General features: G+C 70.9%; 13 protein-coding genes. 6 read left to right on the plus strand and 7 right to left on the minus strand.

Annotated elements, in window-relative coordinates:
• Positions 1 to 16 precede the first annotated feature (16 nt).
• The 6 genes from ABD292_RS25655 to ABD292_RS25680 form a co-directional block, all read right to left on the minus strand.
• Entirely contained in the window at positions 17 to 2,071 is a 2,055-nt protein-coding gene (locus tag ABD292_RS25655; RefSeq protein ID WP_344211468.1) for a sensor histidine kinase, read from the minus strand.
• A gap of 95 nt (positions 2,072 to 2,166) precedes the next feature.
• Complete coding sequence (locus ABD292_RS25660; protein WP_344211470.1) at positions 2,167 to 6,135, minus strand: Ig-like domain-containing protein; 3,969 nt, start codon at positions 6,133 to 6,135, stop codon at positions 2,167 to 2,169.
• 2 nt (positions 6,136 to 6,137) lie between these two features.
• Positions 6,138 to 7,949: a glycoside hydrolase family 127 protein gene (locus ABD292_RS25665; protein ID WP_344211472.1), complete on the minus strand. Its 1,812-nt coding sequence runs from the start codon at positions 7,947 to 7,949 to the stop codon at positions 6,138 to 6,140.
• Positions 7,942 to 8,706: a carbohydrate ABC transporter permease gene (locus ABD292_RS25670; protein ID WP_344211474.1), complete on the minus strand. Its 765-nt coding sequence runs from the start codon at positions 8,704 to 8,706 to the stop codon at positions 7,942 to 7,944. The genes ABD292_RS25665 and ABD292_RS25670 overlap by 8 nt, the downstream gene beginning before the upstream one ends.
• Positions 8,703 to 9,617, minus strand: a complete 915-nt coding sequence (locus ABD292_RS25675) for a carbohydrate ABC transporter permease (protein ID WP_344211476.1) — start codon at positions 9,615 to 9,617, stop codon at positions 8,703 to 8,705. The genes ABD292_RS25670 and ABD292_RS25675 overlap by 4 nt, the downstream gene beginning before the upstream one ends.
• A complete protein-coding gene (locus ABD292_RS25680) occupies positions 9,614 to 10,885 on the minus strand; it encodes an ABC transporter substrate-binding protein (RefSeq protein ID WP_344211478.1) in 1,272 nt (423 codons plus the stop codon). Before ABD292_RS25680 ends, ABD292_RS25675 begins: the two co-directional genes overlap by 4 nt.
• Positions 10,886 to 10,995: 110 nt before the next feature.
• Here ABD292_RS25680 and ABD292_RS25685 point away from each other — a divergent pair, with 110 nt between their 5' ends.
• A complete protein-coding gene (locus ABD292_RS25685) occupies positions 10,996 to 12,009 on the plus strand; it encodes a LacI family DNA-binding transcriptional regulator (protein WP_344211480.1) in 1,014 nt (337 codons plus the stop codon).
• Positions 12,010 to 12,056: 47 nt separating this feature from the next.
• On the opposite strand, the gene ABD292_RS25690 is transcribed toward ABD292_RS25685, so the two are convergent.
• On the minus strand, positions 12,057 to 12,752 hold the full coding sequence (locus ABD292_RS25690; RefSeq protein ID WP_344211482.1) for a leucine-rich repeat domain-containing protein: 696 nt from the start codon (positions 12,750 to 12,752) through the stop codon (positions 12,057 to 12,059).
• Positions 12,753 to 13,018: 266 nt separating this feature from the next.
• Between ABD292_RS25690 and ABD292_RS25695 the strand changes: the two genes are divergently transcribed.
• From ABD292_RS25695 to ABD292_RS25715, 5 genes are read left to right on the plus strand one after another with little or no spacing between them, the layout of a single operon-like run.
• Positions 13,019 to 14,041, plus strand: a complete 1,023-nt coding sequence (locus ABD292_RS25695) for a LacI family DNA-binding transcriptional regulator (protein ID WP_344211484.1) — start codon at positions 13,019 to 13,021, stop codon at positions 14,039 to 14,041.
• A gap of 11 nt (positions 14,042 to 14,052) precedes the next feature.
• A complete protein-coding gene (locus ABD292_RS25700) occupies positions 14,053 to 15,657 on the plus strand; it encodes an FAD-dependent oxidoreductase (protein ID WP_344211486.1) in 1,605 nt (534 codons plus the stop codon).
• Positions 15,658 to 15,694: 37 nt separating this feature from the next.
• Complete coding sequence (locus ABD292_RS25705) at positions 15,695 to 16,933, plus strand: ABC transporter substrate-binding protein (RefSeq protein ID WP_344211488.1); 1,239 nt, start codon at positions 15,695 to 15,697, stop codon at positions 16,931 to 16,933.
• 4 nt (positions 16,934 to 16,937) lie between these two features.
• The gene (locus ABD292_RS25710) at positions 16,938 to 17,852 is read left to right on the plus strand and encodes a carbohydrate ABC transporter permease (protein ID WP_344211490.1); all 915 of its coding nucleotides are present in this window, start codon (positions 16,938 to 16,940) and stop codon (positions 17,850 to 17,852) included.
• Positions 17,842 to 18,666 carry a carbohydrate ABC transporter permease gene (locus tag ABD292_RS25715; protein ID WP_329589420.1) on the plus strand — a complete coding sequence of 275 codons (825 nt, stop codon included), beginning with the start codon at positions 17,842 to 17,844 and terminating at the stop codon, positions 18,664 to 18,666. Before ABD292_RS25710 ends, ABD292_RS25715 begins: the two co-directional genes overlap by 11 nt.
• The last annotated feature ends 4 nt before the right edge of the window (positions 18,667 to 18,670 follow it).

Consider the following 18,670-nt stretch of genomic DNA (forward strand, 5'->3'; position numbering starts at 1 on the left):
TCGGGCGAGGACCGGCTCACGCCAAAGCCTCGGAAGGAGCGGTGAGCAGCGGGAACATCACCTCGACCCGGGTGCCCCCGCCCGGCTCGCCGCTCACCACGCAGATGCCGCCCAGCTCGGCCGCCCGCTCGCGCATCGACCCGAGCCCGACGCCCGACCGTACGGACTCGGGCAGCCCCTTGCCGTCGTCGGACACGAGCACCCGCAGCCCCGACCGCTCCCGCTGGAGCACCACCCGGGCGCTGGAGGCCGCCGCGTGCTTGCGGACGTTCGTCAGGGCCTCCTGGACGATCCGGTAGACGGCCACCTCGACGGCGGCGGGCAGCCGGCTCAGGTCGCCCTCGACCTCCGCCTCGACCGCGATGCCCGGCGACGAGCGCTCGGCGAGGTCGCGTACGGCGCGAGCCAGGCCGAGGTCGTCGAGCGCGGGCGGGCGCAGGCCGTAGACCAGCTCGCGGATGTCGCCGGTCACGGCCGCCATGCCGGTGTGCAGCTCGCGCAGCAACTCGTCGGCGGTCTCCGGCGAGTCGGCGAGGCTGAGCCTGGCCATGTTGATGGTCATCGCCATGGCCGACAGGGTCTGGCCGAGCCCGTCGTGCAGGTCGCGGCGCAGGCGGCGGCGCTCCTCCTCGCGCGTGGTGAGGATGCGCTCGCGTGAGCGCTGCAGGTCGGCGGCCATGCGCACGGCGTGGGCCACGTCGGCCGCGTACGGGGTGAGCGTGGTCAGCACCCGCTCGTTGTGCGCGGCCGGGAACCTGCGCGGCCCCGGCGGCCCGACGAGCAGCCGCCCCACCCGCTCACCGTGCCAGACGAGCGGCACCTCGCGCGGGCTGTCGCCGACCCGGCCGCTCTCGACGTAGCGGGGCTCGCCGTCGGCCACCTCGACGGCCACGCCCTCGACCGCGAGCCCGTCGCGCAGCACGCCGACCACGGCGGTGAGCGCGTTGGCCGGGTCGCCGCGGCGTACGGCCTGGGTGAGGCGCTCGGCGAGCAGGGCGGGGTCGCCGACGGACCCGTACAGCATCCGGTCCACGACCCGCTGGAGCAGGCGACGCAGCGGCTGGAAGAACGCCCCGGCGAACAGCGCGGCGGCCACCCCGGCGACCTGGCCGTATCCGGAGACCACCAGGCTGGACAGCGCGCCCGCGCCGAAGTAGACCGCGCTGACCACGGCCACCACGCCGGCCGCCACGAAGGCGCGACTGATCACCGTGTCGATGCCGTAGAGCCGGTAGCGCATCACCGAGAACGCCACCGCGAACGGGATGACCGCCGCCCACACGATCGCCACCCACAGGAACTTCTGGGTGAAGGCCGCGACGACCAGGAAGATGATGTAGCCGGTGAAAGCCAGCAGCGGCCAGCCGATCTGCCGCCGCAGCACCGGGTCGGCCCCGCGCAGCCGCACCGCCAGCGAGAGCGCGGCCAGCGCCATGGCGAGGTAGATGCCGGTCCAGCCGACCACCCCCAGCGTGTCGAGATAGGGCGTGAGCGCCGGCACGGCCAGCGGATTGGGGATGACCTCCGGGAAGAGGTAGCCCGCCGCCGGCGGCGGCTCCTTGAAGGTGTTACGGACCAGCGTGAGCGTGATCGACGCCCAGCCGAGCAGCAGCGCCGCCCGCCAGCGCGGGGACGGCAGCCGCCCGTCGGGCGAGTACAGCGGCAGCAGCATGGTGAGCGTCAGCCCGCACACCGCCCACCCGACGTTCGCCGGTAACCGCATCCAGCCGGCGAGTGCCAGGTCGCCCGAGGCGGCGGCGCGCAGCATCAGAGCGTCCGACAGGTCGCTGACCGCCGCCGCGAACCCGCCGACGCACATGAGCCAGGCCATGTTGAGCCGCGGCCGGTGCACGATGAGGAACGCGCCCACGGCGGGGAAGGTCAGCGCGACCGCCGACTGCGGGGAGGCGGTGAGCTCCGGCTTCCACGCGTCCGGCACCCCGGCCCACACCAGCCAGGACGCGACGCCGAGCACCGGCGAGACGGCGGCCATGATCATCGCGACCAGCCGCGCGGGCGTGGCCTTCCCGAGGTCGGCCTTCTCGATGTCGTCGGTGGGTCGGCCGCTCACTGTGCCCTCCGTCCTCCGGACCCGGCAGGAGGGGTCCGGGCAGAACGCATTATGCCCTGGCCCCATGAACCCATAGGGCCAGGACAATATAGGCGCTACTGGACGGTGATCGCCGCCTTCGCCGGTAAGGTCGTCCCCTGGACCTGGCCTGTCACGGTGAACGTGCCGGGCCTGGCGTACGTGTCGGGGTCGATCGCCTCCCAGGTCACCGGCACCGAGCTGTCCTTCGAGCCGTCGTTGAAGGTCGCGAGCACGGTGCCGGGCAGGGCGGGCGCGACCCCGGCACGCGTGGTCACGCTCTCCTCCGCGATCGAGGTGACGGTCACGGCGGCGTTGACCCGGACGTGCACGGTGGCCTCGACCGCCCCGCGCACGCCCTCGGCGAGCCCGGCGACGGTGAAGCTCCGGCCGCCGGTCGCGACCTGGGCGGGCGTGACCTGCTGCCAGGTGACCGCGGCCCGGCCGCGCCCGCCGCCCGCGTACGTGGTCTCGACCGTGGCGGGCAGCTCCGGCAGCACGCCCGCCAGGGTGGGGACGTGCACCGGGCGGACCGCGTCGGGCGGCACCGCGTACGCCTTGACCTCCAGCAGCCCGACCGAGGCCCCGCCGGCCTCCATCCGCACGCGCAGGCGCGAGGTGGTGACCGCGTCGAAGGAGACCGCGTTGTAGGCGTCGGCGGCCACCGGGTACGTGCCCGGGATGTCGGCGAAGGCGGTTCCGTTCCAGTACTGGAGCTGCCAGGAGGCGGGCACCCGCACGCCTCCGCCGTCGTCGAAGAAGTACACCTCGGCCTGGTCCAGCCGGACCGGCTCGGGCCAGTCGAGCTGGACCCACTGCGTGCCCTGCTGCGGCCAGGTGCCCCAGCGCGGGTTCGCGGCGTCGTTCGAGCTCGGCGGGTCGATGCCGTCGTTGATCGCGGTGACCTTCTCCCACGGCGAGGTGTAGGAGGCGGTGGGCGTGGCGTAGGGGGCCACGTTCGCCCGCTCGCCCTGCGCGGTGGCGGTGACGGTGACGCTCGCGGCGGCGCTCTTCGCGCCGTCGCTCGCGGTCAGCTTCAGCGTGTACGTCCCCGGCTCCGAGAACGCGACCACGGTGGTCGTCCCGGCCGGCTCGGCGAAGAACGCCTCCCCCGGCCCGTCGACCTTGGACCACTGGGTGGTGAGCGTCCCCGACGGCAGCCCGTCGTCCTCGACCACGGCCTCGATCCTGACCTGGCCCGGCCGGTTGAAGGCGGTGTCGGGCACCGCCAGCACGGACGGCGCCCGGTTGGCCGCCGGGCGGGCCCCCTGACCGGTCAGGTACGCCTGCACCTCCTTCAGCCCGGCCGCCTGCCCCGGACGGGCGGTGGGCAGCACCCGCAGCTTCGCGGTGGTGACGGCGGGGAAGCGCACCTCGTTGAGGTTCGCCCGTGGGTAGGCGGGGGTGCGCGCCTGGCCGGGCACGTCCTTCCAGGCGCCGGCGGCGTCCTGGTACTGGACGCGGTAGACCGCGGGCTCGGCGTAGCGCTTGCGGTCGGCGTAGAAGTAGAGCCTGACCAGGTCCACCTTGCGCCGCCCGCCGAGGTCGGTCTCCAGCCACTCGCCGCCGCCCCAGTAGGGCTCGTTGATCGTGAACCCGTCGGCGGCCCCGGTCGCGTCGCCGGAGGCGGCGGTGGCCGAGGCGACCAGGTTCGGCCGGGTGGAGCGCAGGTCCACGCCGGCCTTCTGGAACAGGTCGGTGACGCGCTCGCCTTCCAGCTCCACCTGGGTCGGCGCCTTCATGGACGGGGCCTTCTCGGCGTGCGTCGCGACGGCGCCCTCGACCTTGCCGGTGCGCGGGTCCCAGATCGCGTGCTTGAGCTCCGGCAGGGTGACCTTGCGCTTGCCGTTCACGAGGATCGAGTAGCCCTCGGGCACGCCCGCGTAGTGCTTGGTCCCGTCGCCGGGCTTGTCCCAGACGATGGTGAGGTCGTCGCCCCGGTAGTCGACGCCGTTGACGGTGAAGTGGTCCCAGCCGATGTCCACCGGCCACAGCTCGACCTTGCCGTCCGAGCGCGGGCGCAGGCCCATCACGTCCTCGATGACCGTCCAGTTGCTGCTGCCCAGGATCGTGTGGTGGATCCAGGAGCGGTAGCCGATCGTCTTGGTGTCCGGCTTCCAGTCCGCCCAGAACTCGTTGGCGTCGGGGTAGCGGGTGTCGCCGCCGACGTACTGCGACCAGGCGTTCCAGTAGAGGAGCTGCTTGTACTGCGCGGCCGTCAGGTACGGCGAGGCGTACTCGCGCAGCGCCTTCGAGAACAGCGCGAAGTTCCGCGTCGAGTTGATCTGCGAGAAGTTGTTCGAGCCCGGCTTGCCCTGGGCCGCCGCCTCGGCCTTGTCCTTCTGGTTGGCGGTGTACGCCGGGAAGATCGGGTACTCCGCCGGGTCGGCCCACAGCCGCAGCGCCTCCCGGTACTTCGGGTCGTCGGCGGGCACCAGGCCGGTCGCGAACGGGATGTAGTTGTTGGACTCCTTCCAGGGGATGAGGTTGCCGGTCTGCAGGTCGCGGTGCTTGAACAGCTTGTCCTGCTCGTCCCAGAGCAGGGTGAGGATGCCGTTCTTCACCTTGTCGGCCACGGCGCGCAGCTCGGCGGCCTTCGCCTGGTCGCCGCTCAGCTCGTACGCCTGCGCCGCCGCCATCGCGTTGGCGTGGACGTAGGCGCCCTCCAGTCGCTCGTTGGCCCGGTCGTAGTAGTGGAAGGAGACGGCGTCGGCGTCGTTGCCGGTCATGGCCTCCCAGTCGTACTCGATGACGCCGTTGCCGTTGGAGTCGTAGGCGGCGAGCTGGCCGCGTACGTCCTTCTCCGCGTAGCGGGCCAGGTTGCGCAGGATCGCGGGCTGCCCGCCGTGGATCTGGTAGCTCTCCAGGGCGGCGGCCGAGATGTACTGCGTGTAGCTGTTCGACCAGTTCTCCGGGTCGCCCGGGTTGTCGGTGTACTTCGAGTTGCGCGAGACCTCGCCCGCCGACACCCACGGCCCGTACGAGTAGATCGGGTCGCGCAGGTACTTCAGGTCCTGCACGAACATCGGCACGGTCAGCACGATCGCGTTGTTGTAGCCGAGCGCGCCCTCGACCGACGTCGGGAACTGGAAGTCGTTGCCCGGGATGTCGGCGTCGAGGAAGTTGAAGCGCATCAGCCACCAGCGGTAGTAGACGAACTTCTTGATGTTCTCGTCGGGCACGTCGATGTACGGCAGGTTCTCCGCCCACCAGGCGTTGTAGTCCTGGAGCTGGCGGCGCAGCGCCTGCTGCGGCGAGCGGTCCCGGTAGGCGTCGTACTCGGCGCGCGAGCCCGGCAGCTCCTCGGTGACGAAGCCCATCTGCACCTTCGTGCGGACGGTCCGGCCGGGGCCGACCGTGAGCGTGCCCTTGAGCTCGCCGCCGGCCGCCTTGAGCCCGTCGCCGCTCAGCCTCGGGAAGATCGTGGTCAGCTTGTTCCTCGCCGTGACGACGCCGGTCAGCTCGCGCTCGCCGTCGGCGGTCCGCGCGTACGGCGAGGTCACGGTGACCGGGACGGTCCGCGCGGCCGTGCCGGTGTTGGTGATCTCCAGGGTGGTGACGGCCACGTTCTCGGCGGTGACGAACTTCTTGACGCCGACCGACAGCCCGTCACCGGTGTAGACGCCGCTCCAGTGGCTCGGCATCTGCAGCCGCTTCGGCACGTCCTCGGCGAGCGCCGTGCCCAGCGAGACGGTGTAGGCGTCCCGGTCGTCGATGCTCTCCCAGTACGCGACCGACCCGCCGAACCCGAGCTTCGCCGGGTCGTGCGTCTTCATGAACAGCGCCCGCCCGCGCGACATCAGCCACGTCCCCGCCGGGTCGTCCCCCGGCCGGGCGAGCATCCGGTCGATCCAGTACGAGTCGCCGCCCTTCTCCTTGGCGTAGATCGCCTTCATCATCCGCCGCGGGTCGTACCCGACCGGCTCGTCGGGCACCGGGTCGTCGCCCGTGAACACCGGCATCCCCAGGTCGGGGGCCGCCGCCGCAGGCGAGGTCATGAGCGAGACCGTGAGCGCCAGCACGGTGAGCAGCGCCATCTTCCGCATGGTCACTCCCCGGCCCCGACCGGCAGCCAGACCCGCATGGTCGCGGGGCCGCGATTGCCCCACCGGTGGTACGGCACCAGCCGCAGACCGGCGTCCGCACCCGAAGGACGCCCGTCCGGCTCGTGGCCGTACGGCCAGCCCGGCGGCTCGCTGCCGCCGCCGAGCGACGCGGCGACCTCCAGCTCGACCACCCCGTCCACGTGGTGCTCCACGGGCGGGGCCACGCGGGCGGCGAGGTCGCCGAGCGGCGGCTCGTCGGCCACCGACTCCGCGCAGTAGACCAGCGGCCCGCGCTCCACGGCGGCGCTGCCCCGCAGCGCGTCCACGCGCCGGTCGGGGAACGTCCAGCGCGGCGCCATCGGCAGCTCCAGCCGCAGCTCGTCGCCGGTCCGCCAGGGGCCGTCCGCGACGGCGTACCCGGGGGCGACCTCGCGGACCTCGCCGCGGTGCGTGAGCCGCGCGCCCTCCGCCCAGGCCGGGACGCGAAGAGCGATCCTGCCCCTGCCGCCGGTCAGCGCCCGTACGGTCACCGCGCCGTCCCACGGGTAGCCGGTCTCCACCTTGACCGCGAGCTCCCCGTGCCTGATCTCGGCCGGGGTCGGGTGGTGGATCTGGATGCCGTCCGCCGTGGCGGTGGCGACGTACGCGGGCAGCGAGGCCAGCGTGCGGGCGATGTTGTTCGGGCAGCAGGCGACGTCGAACCAGGGCGAGCGCAGCCCGCCCTCGGGGCCGTGGTTCACCCCGTCGAGCGGCACGGCGGGCACCCGTACCTGCAGCGGGTTGGCGTAGAAGAACGAGCGTCCGTCCAGCGCGACGCCGGTCGCCAGCATGTTGTAGAGCGTCCGCTCGGCCAGGTCGGCGTAGCGCACGTCGCCGGTCGCCAGCAGCAGCCGGTGGGACAGCATGACGGAGGCGATGCTCGCGCAGGTCTCGTTGTAGGCCCGGTCGGGCGGCAGCTCGTAGTCCTCGCCGAACGACTCGTCCGTGTGGCGCGAGCCCATGCCGCCGGTCAGGTGCGTACGCCGGGCGACCGTGCGCTCCCACTGCGCCTCGACCGCCTTCAGCAGCTCCTCGTCGCCGGTCTCGACGGCCACGTCCACGACGCCGGAGGCCAGGTAGAGGGCCCGTACGACGTGGCCGCGGAACACCTGGGCCTGCCGTACCGGCTGGTCGTCCTGGTAGTAGGCGCGGCCGAAGGGGATGTCGGCGAGCGCGGGCAGGCCGCGGCGCTCGACGAAACGGCGGGCCATCTCCAGGTAGCGCTCGGTCCCCGTCGCCCGGTACAGCTCGACCAGCGCCATCTCGATCACCGGGTGCCCGCAGGTCTGCGAGCCCTCCATGAAGCGGCGGCACACGTGGTCGGCGGCCCGCACCGCGACCCTGGTCAGCGTGTCCTCGCCGTGCGTGCGCAGCCGGGCCACCCCGGCCTGGATGAGGTGGCCGTAGCAGTAGAGCTCGTGGCCCCACTCCAGGTCGGTGTAGCGGCTGCCGGTCCAGCGGGTGTTGAGGTAGCCGTCGCCCTCCTGCGCGCCCGCCACGATCTCGGCCAGCGCGGGCAGCCCCGGATGGTCCGCCCAGGCCATGGCCTCCAGCAGCTTGTAGATCTCCGAGTCGCTGAACTCGCGGCCCCGCCTCGGGCGCTCGCCCCGGAAGTTGCCGATCCAGCCTTCGCGCTCTTCCCATTCCTGGCAGTGGGCGATCGTGACCTCGCGGTTGAGCGCCACCCGGTCGCCCCAGAAACCGGGCGAGAGGCGTACCGCGTCGAGGCCGAGGGGGGACAGGACGCCCGATGAGGGCAGGACGGGATTAGCCACGCAGAGCTCCTGACATGAATCCGCGCACGTAGTGGCGCTGCAGCACGATGAACAGGACGAGACAGGGGATGGCCATGACCATGACGCCGGCCTGGAGCATGCCGTAGTCGACGGCGCCGAACGTGCGCTGCGTCATGCTGACCACGGCCACCGGCAGCGTGAACGACGCGCCGTCGTTGAGCAGGATGAGCGGCGCGAAGAAGTCGTTCCACGAGGCGAGGAAGGCGAACAGCCCGACCGTGATCAGCGCCGGCCGCACGGCCTTCAGCAGGATGCCGGAGAAGGCGCGGAACGTGCCGCAGCCGTCCACCAGCGCCGCCTCCTCCAGCTCGCGCGGCAGCGCCTCGAACGCGTTGCGCATCATGAACAGCGCGAACGGGAGCTGGAACATCACGAACACCAGCGACAGCCCGACGAGCGAGTTCTGCAGGCCGAGGTAGCCGAGCAGCACGTAGAGCGGGATGAGGATGGTCGCGTACGGCACCATGAGGATCGCCAGCGTGGCGAGGAACAGCACGTTCTTGCCGGGGAAGTCGAAGCGGGCGAAGCCGTAGCCGCCGAGCGCCGAGACGACCAGCGTGCCGGCCACGGTCATGACGGAGACGAGGATGCTGTTGGTGGCGTACGTGCCGAGGCCCTCGCCGAAGCCGGCCATCTCCAGGTAGTTGGACGGGTCCTCCAGCGACGCCCAACCGCTCCACACCAGCGGGAACAGGAACAGCACCGCCAGCGCCGACAGCGTGAGATAGCGGCTCATCGCAGCCTCCGCATCATGAACGTGTTGAGGCCGACGAGGGCCACGAGCAGCACGACCGACAGCGCCGCCGCGCCGCCGAGGTCGAAACGGAAGAAGGCGTCCCGGTAGACGACCATGACCATCGACACCGTGCTGTTGTCCGGGCCGCCGTTGGTGAAGACGAAGAACTGGTCGAAGGCGAGCAGCGAGCCCGTCACGCTGAGGATGAGCATGAGGGCCAGCGTCGGGCGCAGCAGCGGCAGGGTGATCCTCGTGAAGATCTGCCGGCGGTTGGCGCCGTCGCTGCGGGCGGCCTCGTACACCTCGGTCGGGATGGCCTGCAGGCCGGTGAGCAGGATGAGCATGTTGAACCCGGCGAAGCGCCAGATCACCAGCGTGATCGTGGAGAACAGCGCCATGTTCGGGGTGCCGATCCACTTGACCGGCTCGCTGGTGAGGCCGATGGCCTGGAGCATCGGGTCGATGGGGCCGAAGTCGTTGTTCAGCATGCCGTAGAACAGCAGGCCCGCCGCCGCGAAGCCGACCGCGCCCGGCAGGAAGAACGCGGTGCGGAAGAACCCGATGCCCGGCCTGCGGTCCTGCACGAGCAGGGCCAGCCCGAGCGCCACCGCCGACAGCAGGACGGTGGTGAGGGCGGTGTACTTCAGCGTGAAGAGCACCGCGTCGACGAAGAGCGGGTTGTCGGCGATCTTGGTGTAGTTGTCCGGCGCGTTGAACGCCGGGGCGCCGAGCAGGGGCCAGCGGTTGAGCGACATCCAGACCACCAGCACCAGGGGCGCGACGAAGAGCACGCCCACGATGACGGCCGTCGGTGCCGCGTACAGCCAGCCCTGGATCTTCCTGCTCCGCCACCGGGCGGGGGGCGTGCCGTGGGCCGCCCGCCGCCCGGAACGGGTCATCGTCAAGGTCATTGCTGCAGGGACTTCGTGATCTCGGTGTTGAGCTGCGGGAGCTTGGAGGCGTCGCCGAAGACGGCCTCACGGGCGTAGCGCAGCCACGGGCCCTGCGGGTCGTTGAAGGTCTGGCCGAAGCGCAGGGCGAACGGGGTCTGGCCCTTGGCCACCAGCGAGTTGATCAGCACCACGCGCGGGTCCTCGGAGGAGTACTTGTTGCCGGCCAGGTCGGTGCGCGCGAGCACGTCCTTGTTCTTGGCCATGACCTCGACCTGGGCCTCGTCGCCGACCGTCCAGGACAGGAACTCCCAGGCGGCGTCGGCGTTCTTGGTGGTGGAGCTGATGCCGATCGAGTCGCCGCCGACGAACGTCGACTCGCCGCCGTCGGGGCCGGCGATCGGGGCGACACCGATCTTCATGTCCTTGGGCATCAGGCCGAGCGTGGTCGAGGGCATCGGCATGACGCCGATCTCGCCCTTCGGGAAGAAGCCCGTCCAGGTCGGGCCCTGCTCCTCCTTGGCAGTGGGGCCGGTGACCTTCTTCTCGTACAGCTCGCGCCAGATCTTGAAGACCTCGGTCATGGCGGGCTGGTCGTTGAGCGACTGGGTGCCCTCGGCGTTCATGACCTGGCCGCCGGCCGCCCAGACGGAGGGCCAGAAGGTGAAGACGTAGCAGCCGCCGCAGTTGCCGCCGAAGAACGTGCCGTGGACCTTGCCGTCCTTGCCCAGCTTCTCCTGGACGGCGGTGGCCTGCTGGGCGAACTCCTTCAGCGACTTCGGGCCCTGCTCGGGGTCGAGGCCGGCCTTCTCGTACAGGTCCTTGTTCCAGAACCAGACCGACAGGTCGAGGGTGTGCGGCAGCGTGTACATGCGGCCGTCGAGCGTGCCCAGCTTGATGTGCGAGGGGGCGAGCTTGTCCTTGTACGGCAGAGCCGCCAGTCTGTCGGTGATGTCCAGGAACAGACCCTGGGAGGTGTAGTTCGGGACGAAGATGACGTCGGCCGCGAACACGTCGGGGAGCTGCTTGGCCCCGGCCGCGGCGGCGATGCGCGGCTGATAGTTGTCCGTCGGGATGACGGTGAGCTTGACCTGGTTCTTATGGGTCTTGTTGTACTGCTGGACCAGCCGCTCGCTCTGGGTCTGGGTGGCGGCGCGGGTCCACATCGTGATCGTGACGGGGCCCGCCTCCTGGGCGCCGCCGTCGCCGCCGTTCCCGCCGTTTCCGCAGGCCGCGGCCGTGAGCGCTAACACACCGAGAAGGGAGATCCCGGCCAGCCTTCGTCTCATGTTGTGCTCCTGGACTTAAAGGTTTTCGGAAACGTAGAAGAAACACGGACCTCTGTCAATGGGTGCTAGGGTGCTAAGCAGTTCACAGCGACCGAAAAGGGTTTCGAAGCATGGCGACTAAGCGGGCGACCATCAACGATGTGGCCTCGCTGGCGGGGGTGTCGATCGCCACGGCGTCCAAGGCGCTGAACGGGCGGCAGGACGTACGGGCCGCCACGCGCGAGCGGGTGCTCGCCGCCGCGGCCCAGCTCTCCTTCCAGCCGAACGCCCTCGCCAGGGGGCTGCTGTCCGGCCAGACGCGCACGGTCGGGCTGCTGACCTCCGACAGCGTCGGCCGGTTCGGCATCCCGGTGCTGCTCGGCGCCGAGAACGCCTTCGGAGCCGGCGAGATGGCCGTGCTGCTCTGCGACGCCCGCGGCGACGCCATCAGGGAGCAGCACCACCTGCGGGCGCTGCTGTCACGCCGGGTGGACGGGCTCATCGTCGTGGGCGAGAGCACCGACCCGCGGCCGTCCGTGAGCAAGGACCTGCCGGTGCCGGTCGTCTACGCCTACGGACCCTCCGACGACCCGGAGGACGTCTCGTTCGTGCCCGACGACGTGGGCGCCGCCGCCATGGCCGTCAACCACCTGCTCGCCCTCGGCCGCCGCCGCATCGCCCACGTCACCGGCCCCACCCACTACAAGGCCGCCCGCGACCGCGAGGAGGGCGCCCGCCTCGCCCTGGAGGCGGCGGGCCTCCCCCAGGCCGGCCAGACCCTCTCCGGCCCGTGGTCGCAACGCTGGGGCCGGCACGCCGCCGAGATGCTGCTGATGTCCGAGCCCGAGATCGACGCCGTCTTCTGTGGCAGCGACCAGATCGCCGCCGGCTTCGTCGAGGCCGCCCGCGAACGCGGCCGGCGGGTGCCCGACGACATCGCGGTCGTCGGCTACGACAACTGGGAGGTCCTGTCCACCGAGACCCGGCCGGCGCTGACGACCGTGGACATGAACCTGGAGTCACTGGGCCGGACCGCGGCCCAGCACCTGTTCGCCGCGATCGACGGCAAGGCGACGCCCGGCGTCCACAAGATGCCCTGCCAACTCGTCATCCGCGACTCCACCTCCCCACCCGGCATCTCCTGACCCGTGGGCGCGTTCGGGACGCCGCATGGCGGGCCCCTGAACGGCAACTAGTCGACATCGAGGAGGCGCCTCAAGGACTCGGGTAGAGCGGTCAGATAGTTGCCATCCAGGTTGAGCCCGGTGAGAGCGGGCAGGTCGCCCAGCCACTCGGGCAGAACGGTCAGCCGGTTGTCGTACAGGTCGAGCCAACCGAGGGCGATGAGGTTCCTCAAGGACTCGGGCAGAACAGTCAACTGATTGCCGGCCAGGTCGAGCGCTTCGAGGGCGGTGAGGTTCCTCAAGGACTCGGGCAGAACGGTCAACTGGTTACCGGCCACGTTGAGGTCGGTGAGAGCGGTGAGGTTCCCCAGCCACTCAGGCAGAACGGTCAGCCGGTTCCCGTACAGGCCGAGCGATTCGAGGGCGGTGAGGCTCCTCAAGGACTCGGGCAGAACGGTCAACTGATTACTGGCCACGTTGAGCACGGTGAGGGCGGTGAGGTTCCTCAAGGACTCGGGCAGAACGCTCAACTGATTACCGCCCACGTTGAGCTCGGTGAGAGCGGTGAGGTTCCCCAGCCACTCAGGCAGAACGGTCAACTGATTGCCGCCCAGGTTGAGCCGTTCGAGCGCGGTGAGCTGGGCGAGTGACCCGGGCACCGTGCTCAGCTGGAGACGGCGCAGGTCGAGGTCGGTTGATCCGTCCTCCGAGCACTCGGTTATCCGTGTGGCGGCGATCGCCTGGCCTTCCTCGGAGTCCATCATGATCTCTTTTTTCCTTGTCCACTCGCGCGCCTGGGCTCGCCCTGCGCCATACCGGTCGCCGTCCCCTCCTCGGCCGCTTCGGGCACGAGGATCGACGATGACGATAGAGACGGGCACTGGAGAATGACTTGTAAGTCATGGGACGGCCCGGCCGGCGGGGTTGGTAATCCGGATTAGCACTGCGGGAACCCTTGACACCCGGCGCGGGGGAGGCGAACAATTCCGGCATTGCCCCTCGCGCTAATGCGCATTAGCTGAGGAACGTCATGCCTCCCCCCGATCCCTCGTCACACCGTCGTCTCACCCAGCGCGACATCGCCCGCCTGGCGGGCGTCAGCCAGACCACCGTCTCCCTGGTGCTCAACAACCGGGCCGGCGCCGACTCGCGGATCCCGGCCGAGACCAGGGACCGGGTGCTGCGGGTGATCCGGGAGACCGGGTACGTCGCCGATCCGGCGGCCCGGCGGCTGGCGGCGCGGCGCAATCGCATGCTCGGGGTGTTCACCTACGAGCCCGTCTTCCCGAGCGCGACCGGCGATTTCTACCACCCGTTCCTCGTCGGGATCGAGGAGTGCGCCGAGCAGTTCGGGTGCGACCTGCTGCTGTTCACCAGCGCGCCCACCGTGGACGGGCGCAAGCGCGTCTACCACCAGGACAACCGGCTGCGCCTCGCCGACGGATGCGTGCTGCTCGGGCGCGAGCTGGACCGGGAGGACCTGGCGCGGCTGGTGGGCGAGCGCTACCCGTTCGTGTCGGTGGGGCGGCGTGACGACGCGGGCGGCACGGTGCCGTACGTCGGCGCCGACTACGTCTCGGCCGTCCGGGACCTGGTGGTGAAGGCCCGCGCGCTGGGCCACGAGCGGGTCGCGTACCTGGGGCACGGGGTCGGCGCCGAGTCGTACGCCGACCGTTTCCGCGGCTTCGCCGACGCCGTCGAGCGTCCGCTGCGGCTCGTGCCCGGCGAGGCCGCCGACATGGCGGAGCGGGTGCTGGCGGCGGACGTCACGGCGGTGTTCGCCGAGGAGTACGCCGACGCCGTCGCCCTCGCCGACCTGCTGGGCAGGCGCGGCGTCAGCGTTCCCGGCGACCTGTCGATCCTGACCCTGGGCGACCCCACCCGCCCGGCGCCGACCGACATCGACTTCACCGGCTTCCTCATCCCGCGCAGGGAGATGGGCCGGCAGGCGGTCGAGGACCTGACCGAGCTGATCGAGGGCGGACCGCCCGTCCAGCGGCTGTTGCCGTGCGAGCTGACCGAGGGCGTCACCCTGGCGCCTCCCACCAAGTGAAAGGATCGGAGTTGCGCGAGTCGAGCACCGAGGTGCTGATCGTCGGGGGCGGCCTCGGAGGGGTGGCCGCGGCGCTCGCGGCCCTGCGGGCGGGCAGGAAGGTGGTGCTGACCGAGGAGTACGACTGGCTCGGCGGCCAGCTCACCAGCCAGGCCGTCCCGTCCGACGAGCACACCTGGGTCGAGCAGTTCGGCATCACCGCGAGCTATCGGGCGCTGCGTGAGGGCATCCGCGACTACTACCGCCGCCACTACCCGCTCACCGAGGGCGCGCGCGCCTGGCGGGCGCTCAATCCGGGCGCGGGCTGGGTGAGCCCCCTGTGCCACGAGCCGCGGGTGGCGGTCGCGGTCATCGACGCCATGCTCGCCCCCTACCTCGGCGGCGGGCGGCTGACGGTGCTGCAGCCGTACCGGCCGGTGGCGGCCGAGGTGGACGGCGACCGGGTGACGGCGGTCCGGCTCGCGCACCGCGACGGCGGCGACGAGCACTGGGTCACGGCCCCGTACATCCTGGACGCGACCGAGACCGGCGAGCTGCTGCCGCTGACCGGCACCGAGTACGTCACCGGCTTCGAGTCGCAGGCCGACACCGGCGAGCCGAGCGCCCCGGCGACCGCGCAGCCGCTCAACATGCAGGCCGTCTCCGTCTGCTTCGCGATGGACCACGTGGACGGCGACCACACGATCGACCGGCCGGAGCGCTACGACTTCTGGCGGACGTACCAGCCGGAGTTCTGGGGCGGGCCGATCCTCGGCTGGCGCAGCCCGAACCCGCGCACGCTGGAGATCACGGAACGTTCCTTCACCCCCAACCCGGGCGACGACCCGCTCCAGGTCCACGCCGACCAGCGGCGCAACCCCGGCGACGGCAACCTGTGGACCTTCCGCAGGATCGCCGCCAAGGACCTGTTCACGCCGGGCGCGTACGCCAGCGACATCACCCTCGTCAACTGGCCGATGATCGACTACCTGGAGGGCGGGATCGTCGACGTCCCCGACGCCGCGGAGAACCTGCGGCGGGCGAAGGAGCTGTCGCTGTCGGTCCTGTACTGGATGCAGACCGAGGCGCCGCGTCCCGACGGCGGCACCGGCTGGCCGGGGCTGCGGCTGCGCGGCGACGTCACCGGCTCGGCCGACGGCCTGGCCCAGGCCCCGTACGTGCGCGAGTCCCGCCGCATCCGCGGCGCGTACACGATCGTCGAGCAGGACCTGTCGCTGGCCGTGCGCGGCGACAAGGGCGCCGTCCGCTACCCCGACTCGGTCGGCATCGGCATGTACCGCATCGACCTGCACCCGTCCACAGGCGGGGACAACTATCTCGACGTGCCGAACAGCCCGTTCGAGATCCCGCTCGGCGCGCTGCTCCCCCGCCGCGTCGAGAACCTTCTCCCGGCGGGCAAGAACCTCGCCACCACGCACATCACCAACGGCTGCTACCGGCTGCACCCGGTCGAGTGGAACATCGGGGAGGCCGCCGGCGCGCTGGCGGCGTTCTGCCTCGACCGGTCGACCACGCCGCACGCCGTGCGGCAGGACCCGGCCCTGCTCGCCGCGTTCCAGGACCGCCTGGAGGCGCAGGGCGTCGAACTCCACTGGCCGGACGTCACCGGCTACTGATCCCCCCTTCTGTACTCCCCCTCTGCAAGGAGCGCCGATGCGCATCACCCTGGCCGCCGCCGGCCTCGCGGGACTGCTCGTCCTCACCGCCTGCGGCTCTGGCGGCGACGAGACCGCGAGCGGGCCCGCCGCGCTGCGGATGACGGTCTGGACCGGCAACGCCGAGCACCTCGACCTGCTCAACGCGATCGCCGCCGACTATCTGAAGACCCACAAGGACGTGGCGTCGATCAAGTTCGACACACTGCCGCTGGAGAACTACACGACCACGCTGACCACGCAGATGGCCGGCGGCAACGCGCCCGACCTGGCCTGGATCCTGGAGAACTCGGCGCCCGACTTCGTCGGCTCGGGCGCGCTCGCGCCCCTGGACAATCTGGTGAAGCCGGAGGAGTTCGCCCCCGCGACCACGAAGCTGTGGCAGCGGGACGGCAAGCTGTACGCCTACCCGTTCTCCACCTCGCCCTTCGGCGTCTTCGTCAACGAGGACCTGCTGAAGCAGGCGGGCCAGAAGGTCCCGAAGGCCGGCTGGACGTGGGAGCAGGCGGTCGAGACGGCGGCGGCGGTCAACGCGAAGACGGGCAAGGCCGGCCTGGTGGTCCGCGACTTCGACTACAAGGGCTGGGACAACCTGGCCACAGTCTGGGGCGGCTGGGGCGCCGAGGCGTGGAGCGAGGACGGCCGGACCTGCGGCTTCACCAAGCCCGAGATGGTCGAGGCGATGACGTTCCTGCACAAGGCGATCTTCGAGAAGAAGGCGCTGCCCGGTCCCGGCACCACGGCCGACTTCTTCGCCGGCGAGGCCGCGATGACGATCACCCAGATCTCCCGCGCCTCCCTGCTCAAGGACGCCACCTTCACGTGGGACCTGATCCCGCTGCCGACCGGCCCGAAGGGCGGCTACAGCGTGATCGGCCAGGCCGGCGTCGGCGTGGTCAAGAAGAGCCCGAATGCCGCCAAGGCCGCCGACTTCCTGGCCTTCCTCTCCAACCCGGACAACGCCGCCAAGCTCGGCCAGTTCTTCCCGCCGCCGCGCACGCCGCTGCTGACCGCCGACGGCCTGGGCAAGAGCAACCCGCTGCTCAAGCCGGAGCAGCTCCAGCAGGTCGTCATCGACGGCATCGCGAACGGCCGGGTCAAGCCCAACCACGCCGGCCAGGCCGAGCTGGCCCAGACCGTACGGGCCGGGCTCGACCCGCTCTGGCAGCCGGGCGCCGACGTGGCCAAGACGCTCGCCGGGGTCTGCGCCGCGATCCAGCCGATGCTGGCCAAGTGACGGCATGATGGCGATCGACGTCCGTCCCGGCGGTCGCTGGTGGACCGCGCGCCGCCGCGACCACCTGGTCGGCTACGCGTTCGTGGCCCCGCAGTTGCTCGGCAGCCTGCTGTTCGTGTTCCTGCCGCTCGGGCTGGTCGTCTACTACAGCCTGCACGAGTGGAACGTTCTGGCCGACACCTTCGACTTCGTCGGCGGCGACAACTACCGGCAGCTCCTCGCCGACCCGAACGTCCCCAAGGTGCTCACCGCGACCGCGGTGTTCTCGGCTGGCCTGGTGGTGTTCAACCTGTCGCTGGCGATGCTGCTCGCGGTGCTGCTGAACCAGCGGCTGCGCGGCACGGTGGTGTTCCGTACGGTGTTCTTCTCGCCGGTGGTGGTCTCGCTGGTGGCCTGGACCATCGTGTGGGGCTTCATGCTCCAGCGGAACGGCGGCGTCAACGCGTTCCTGGACGTGCTGGGCGTCGAGGGGCCCAACTGGCTGCGTACGGGCTCGGGCGCGATGGTGTCGGTGATCGCCGTCCAGGTCTTCAAGAACGTCGGGCTCAACATGGTGCTGTTCCTGGCCGCGCTGCAAGGCGTGCCCAAGGAGCTGTACGAGGCCGCGCGGCTCGACGGCGCGGGCGCGTGGGCCCGGTTCACCCGGATCACCCTGCCGATGATCAGCCCGACCGTGCTGCTCACCTCAATCATCACGGTCGCCGGGTCGCTCCAGGTCTTCGCCCAGATCGCGGTGCTCACCCAGGGCGGCCCCGGCACGTCCACGACCGTGCTCGTCTACTACCTCTACCAGCAGGCGTTCCAGTTCCACCACTTCGGCTACGGCGCCACGCTGTCGGTGCTGCTCTTCGTGATCGTGCTCGCCCTCACCGTGCTGCAGTGGCGGATGCGCAGGAGGTGGGTGTTCCTTGAGACGTAAGACTCTTCTGTACGGCGTCCTGTGCGTCTTGTGCGTGCCGTTCGTCTTCCCGACCTGGTGGATGGTCACCTCGTCGCTGAAGCCGGTCAACGAGATCTTCGCCTTCCCGCCGTCGCTGCTGCCGAACGCGCCGCGGCTGGAGGCGTACCGGCAGGTGTTCGAGCTGCAGCCGTTCGCGCAGCAGTACTGGAACAGCCTCTACATCGCGGCCGTGGTGACCGCCGGGACGCTGGCGATCTCGGCGCTGGCCGGCTGGGCGTTCGCGCGCATCCGCTTCCGCGGCTCGAACGCGTTGTTCCTGGTGATCCTGGTCGGGCTGCTGATCCCGAGCGAGGTCACGATCGTGCCGCTGTTCCGGCTGTTCCACTCGGCGGGGCTGACGGACACGCACTGGCCGCTCATCCTCGTGCCGGTGCTGGGCGCGCCGAGCGTGCTGGCCACGTTCATCATGCGGCAGTTCTTCCTCGCGCTGCCGAAGGAGCTGGACGAGGCGGCGGCGGTGGACGGGCTCGGGCGGCTGGCCACGTTCTGGCGGATCGGGCTGCCGCTGGCCCGGCCCGCGATCGGTGCGGTGGCGATCTTCACGTTCCTGCACAGCTGGAACCTGTACCTGGAGCCGATCGTCTTCCTCACCACGCCGGAGCGATTCACGCTGCCGCAGGCGCTCACCCAGTTCGTGGACGCCTACGGCGGGCCCATGTGGAACGTGCAGCTGGCCGCCGCCTCGATGACGGCGCTGCCGGTGCTCGTGGTGTTCGTGCTGGCGCAGAAGCAGTTCGTGGAGGGGCTGGCGCACACGGGTCTCAAGGGATGATTTG

Source organism: Nonomuraea bangladeshensis, from assembly GCF_039529455.1.
Classification (GTDB): domain Bacteria; phylum Actinomycetota; class Actinomycetes; order Streptosporangiales; family Streptosporangiaceae; genus Nonomuraea; species Nonomuraea bangladeshensis.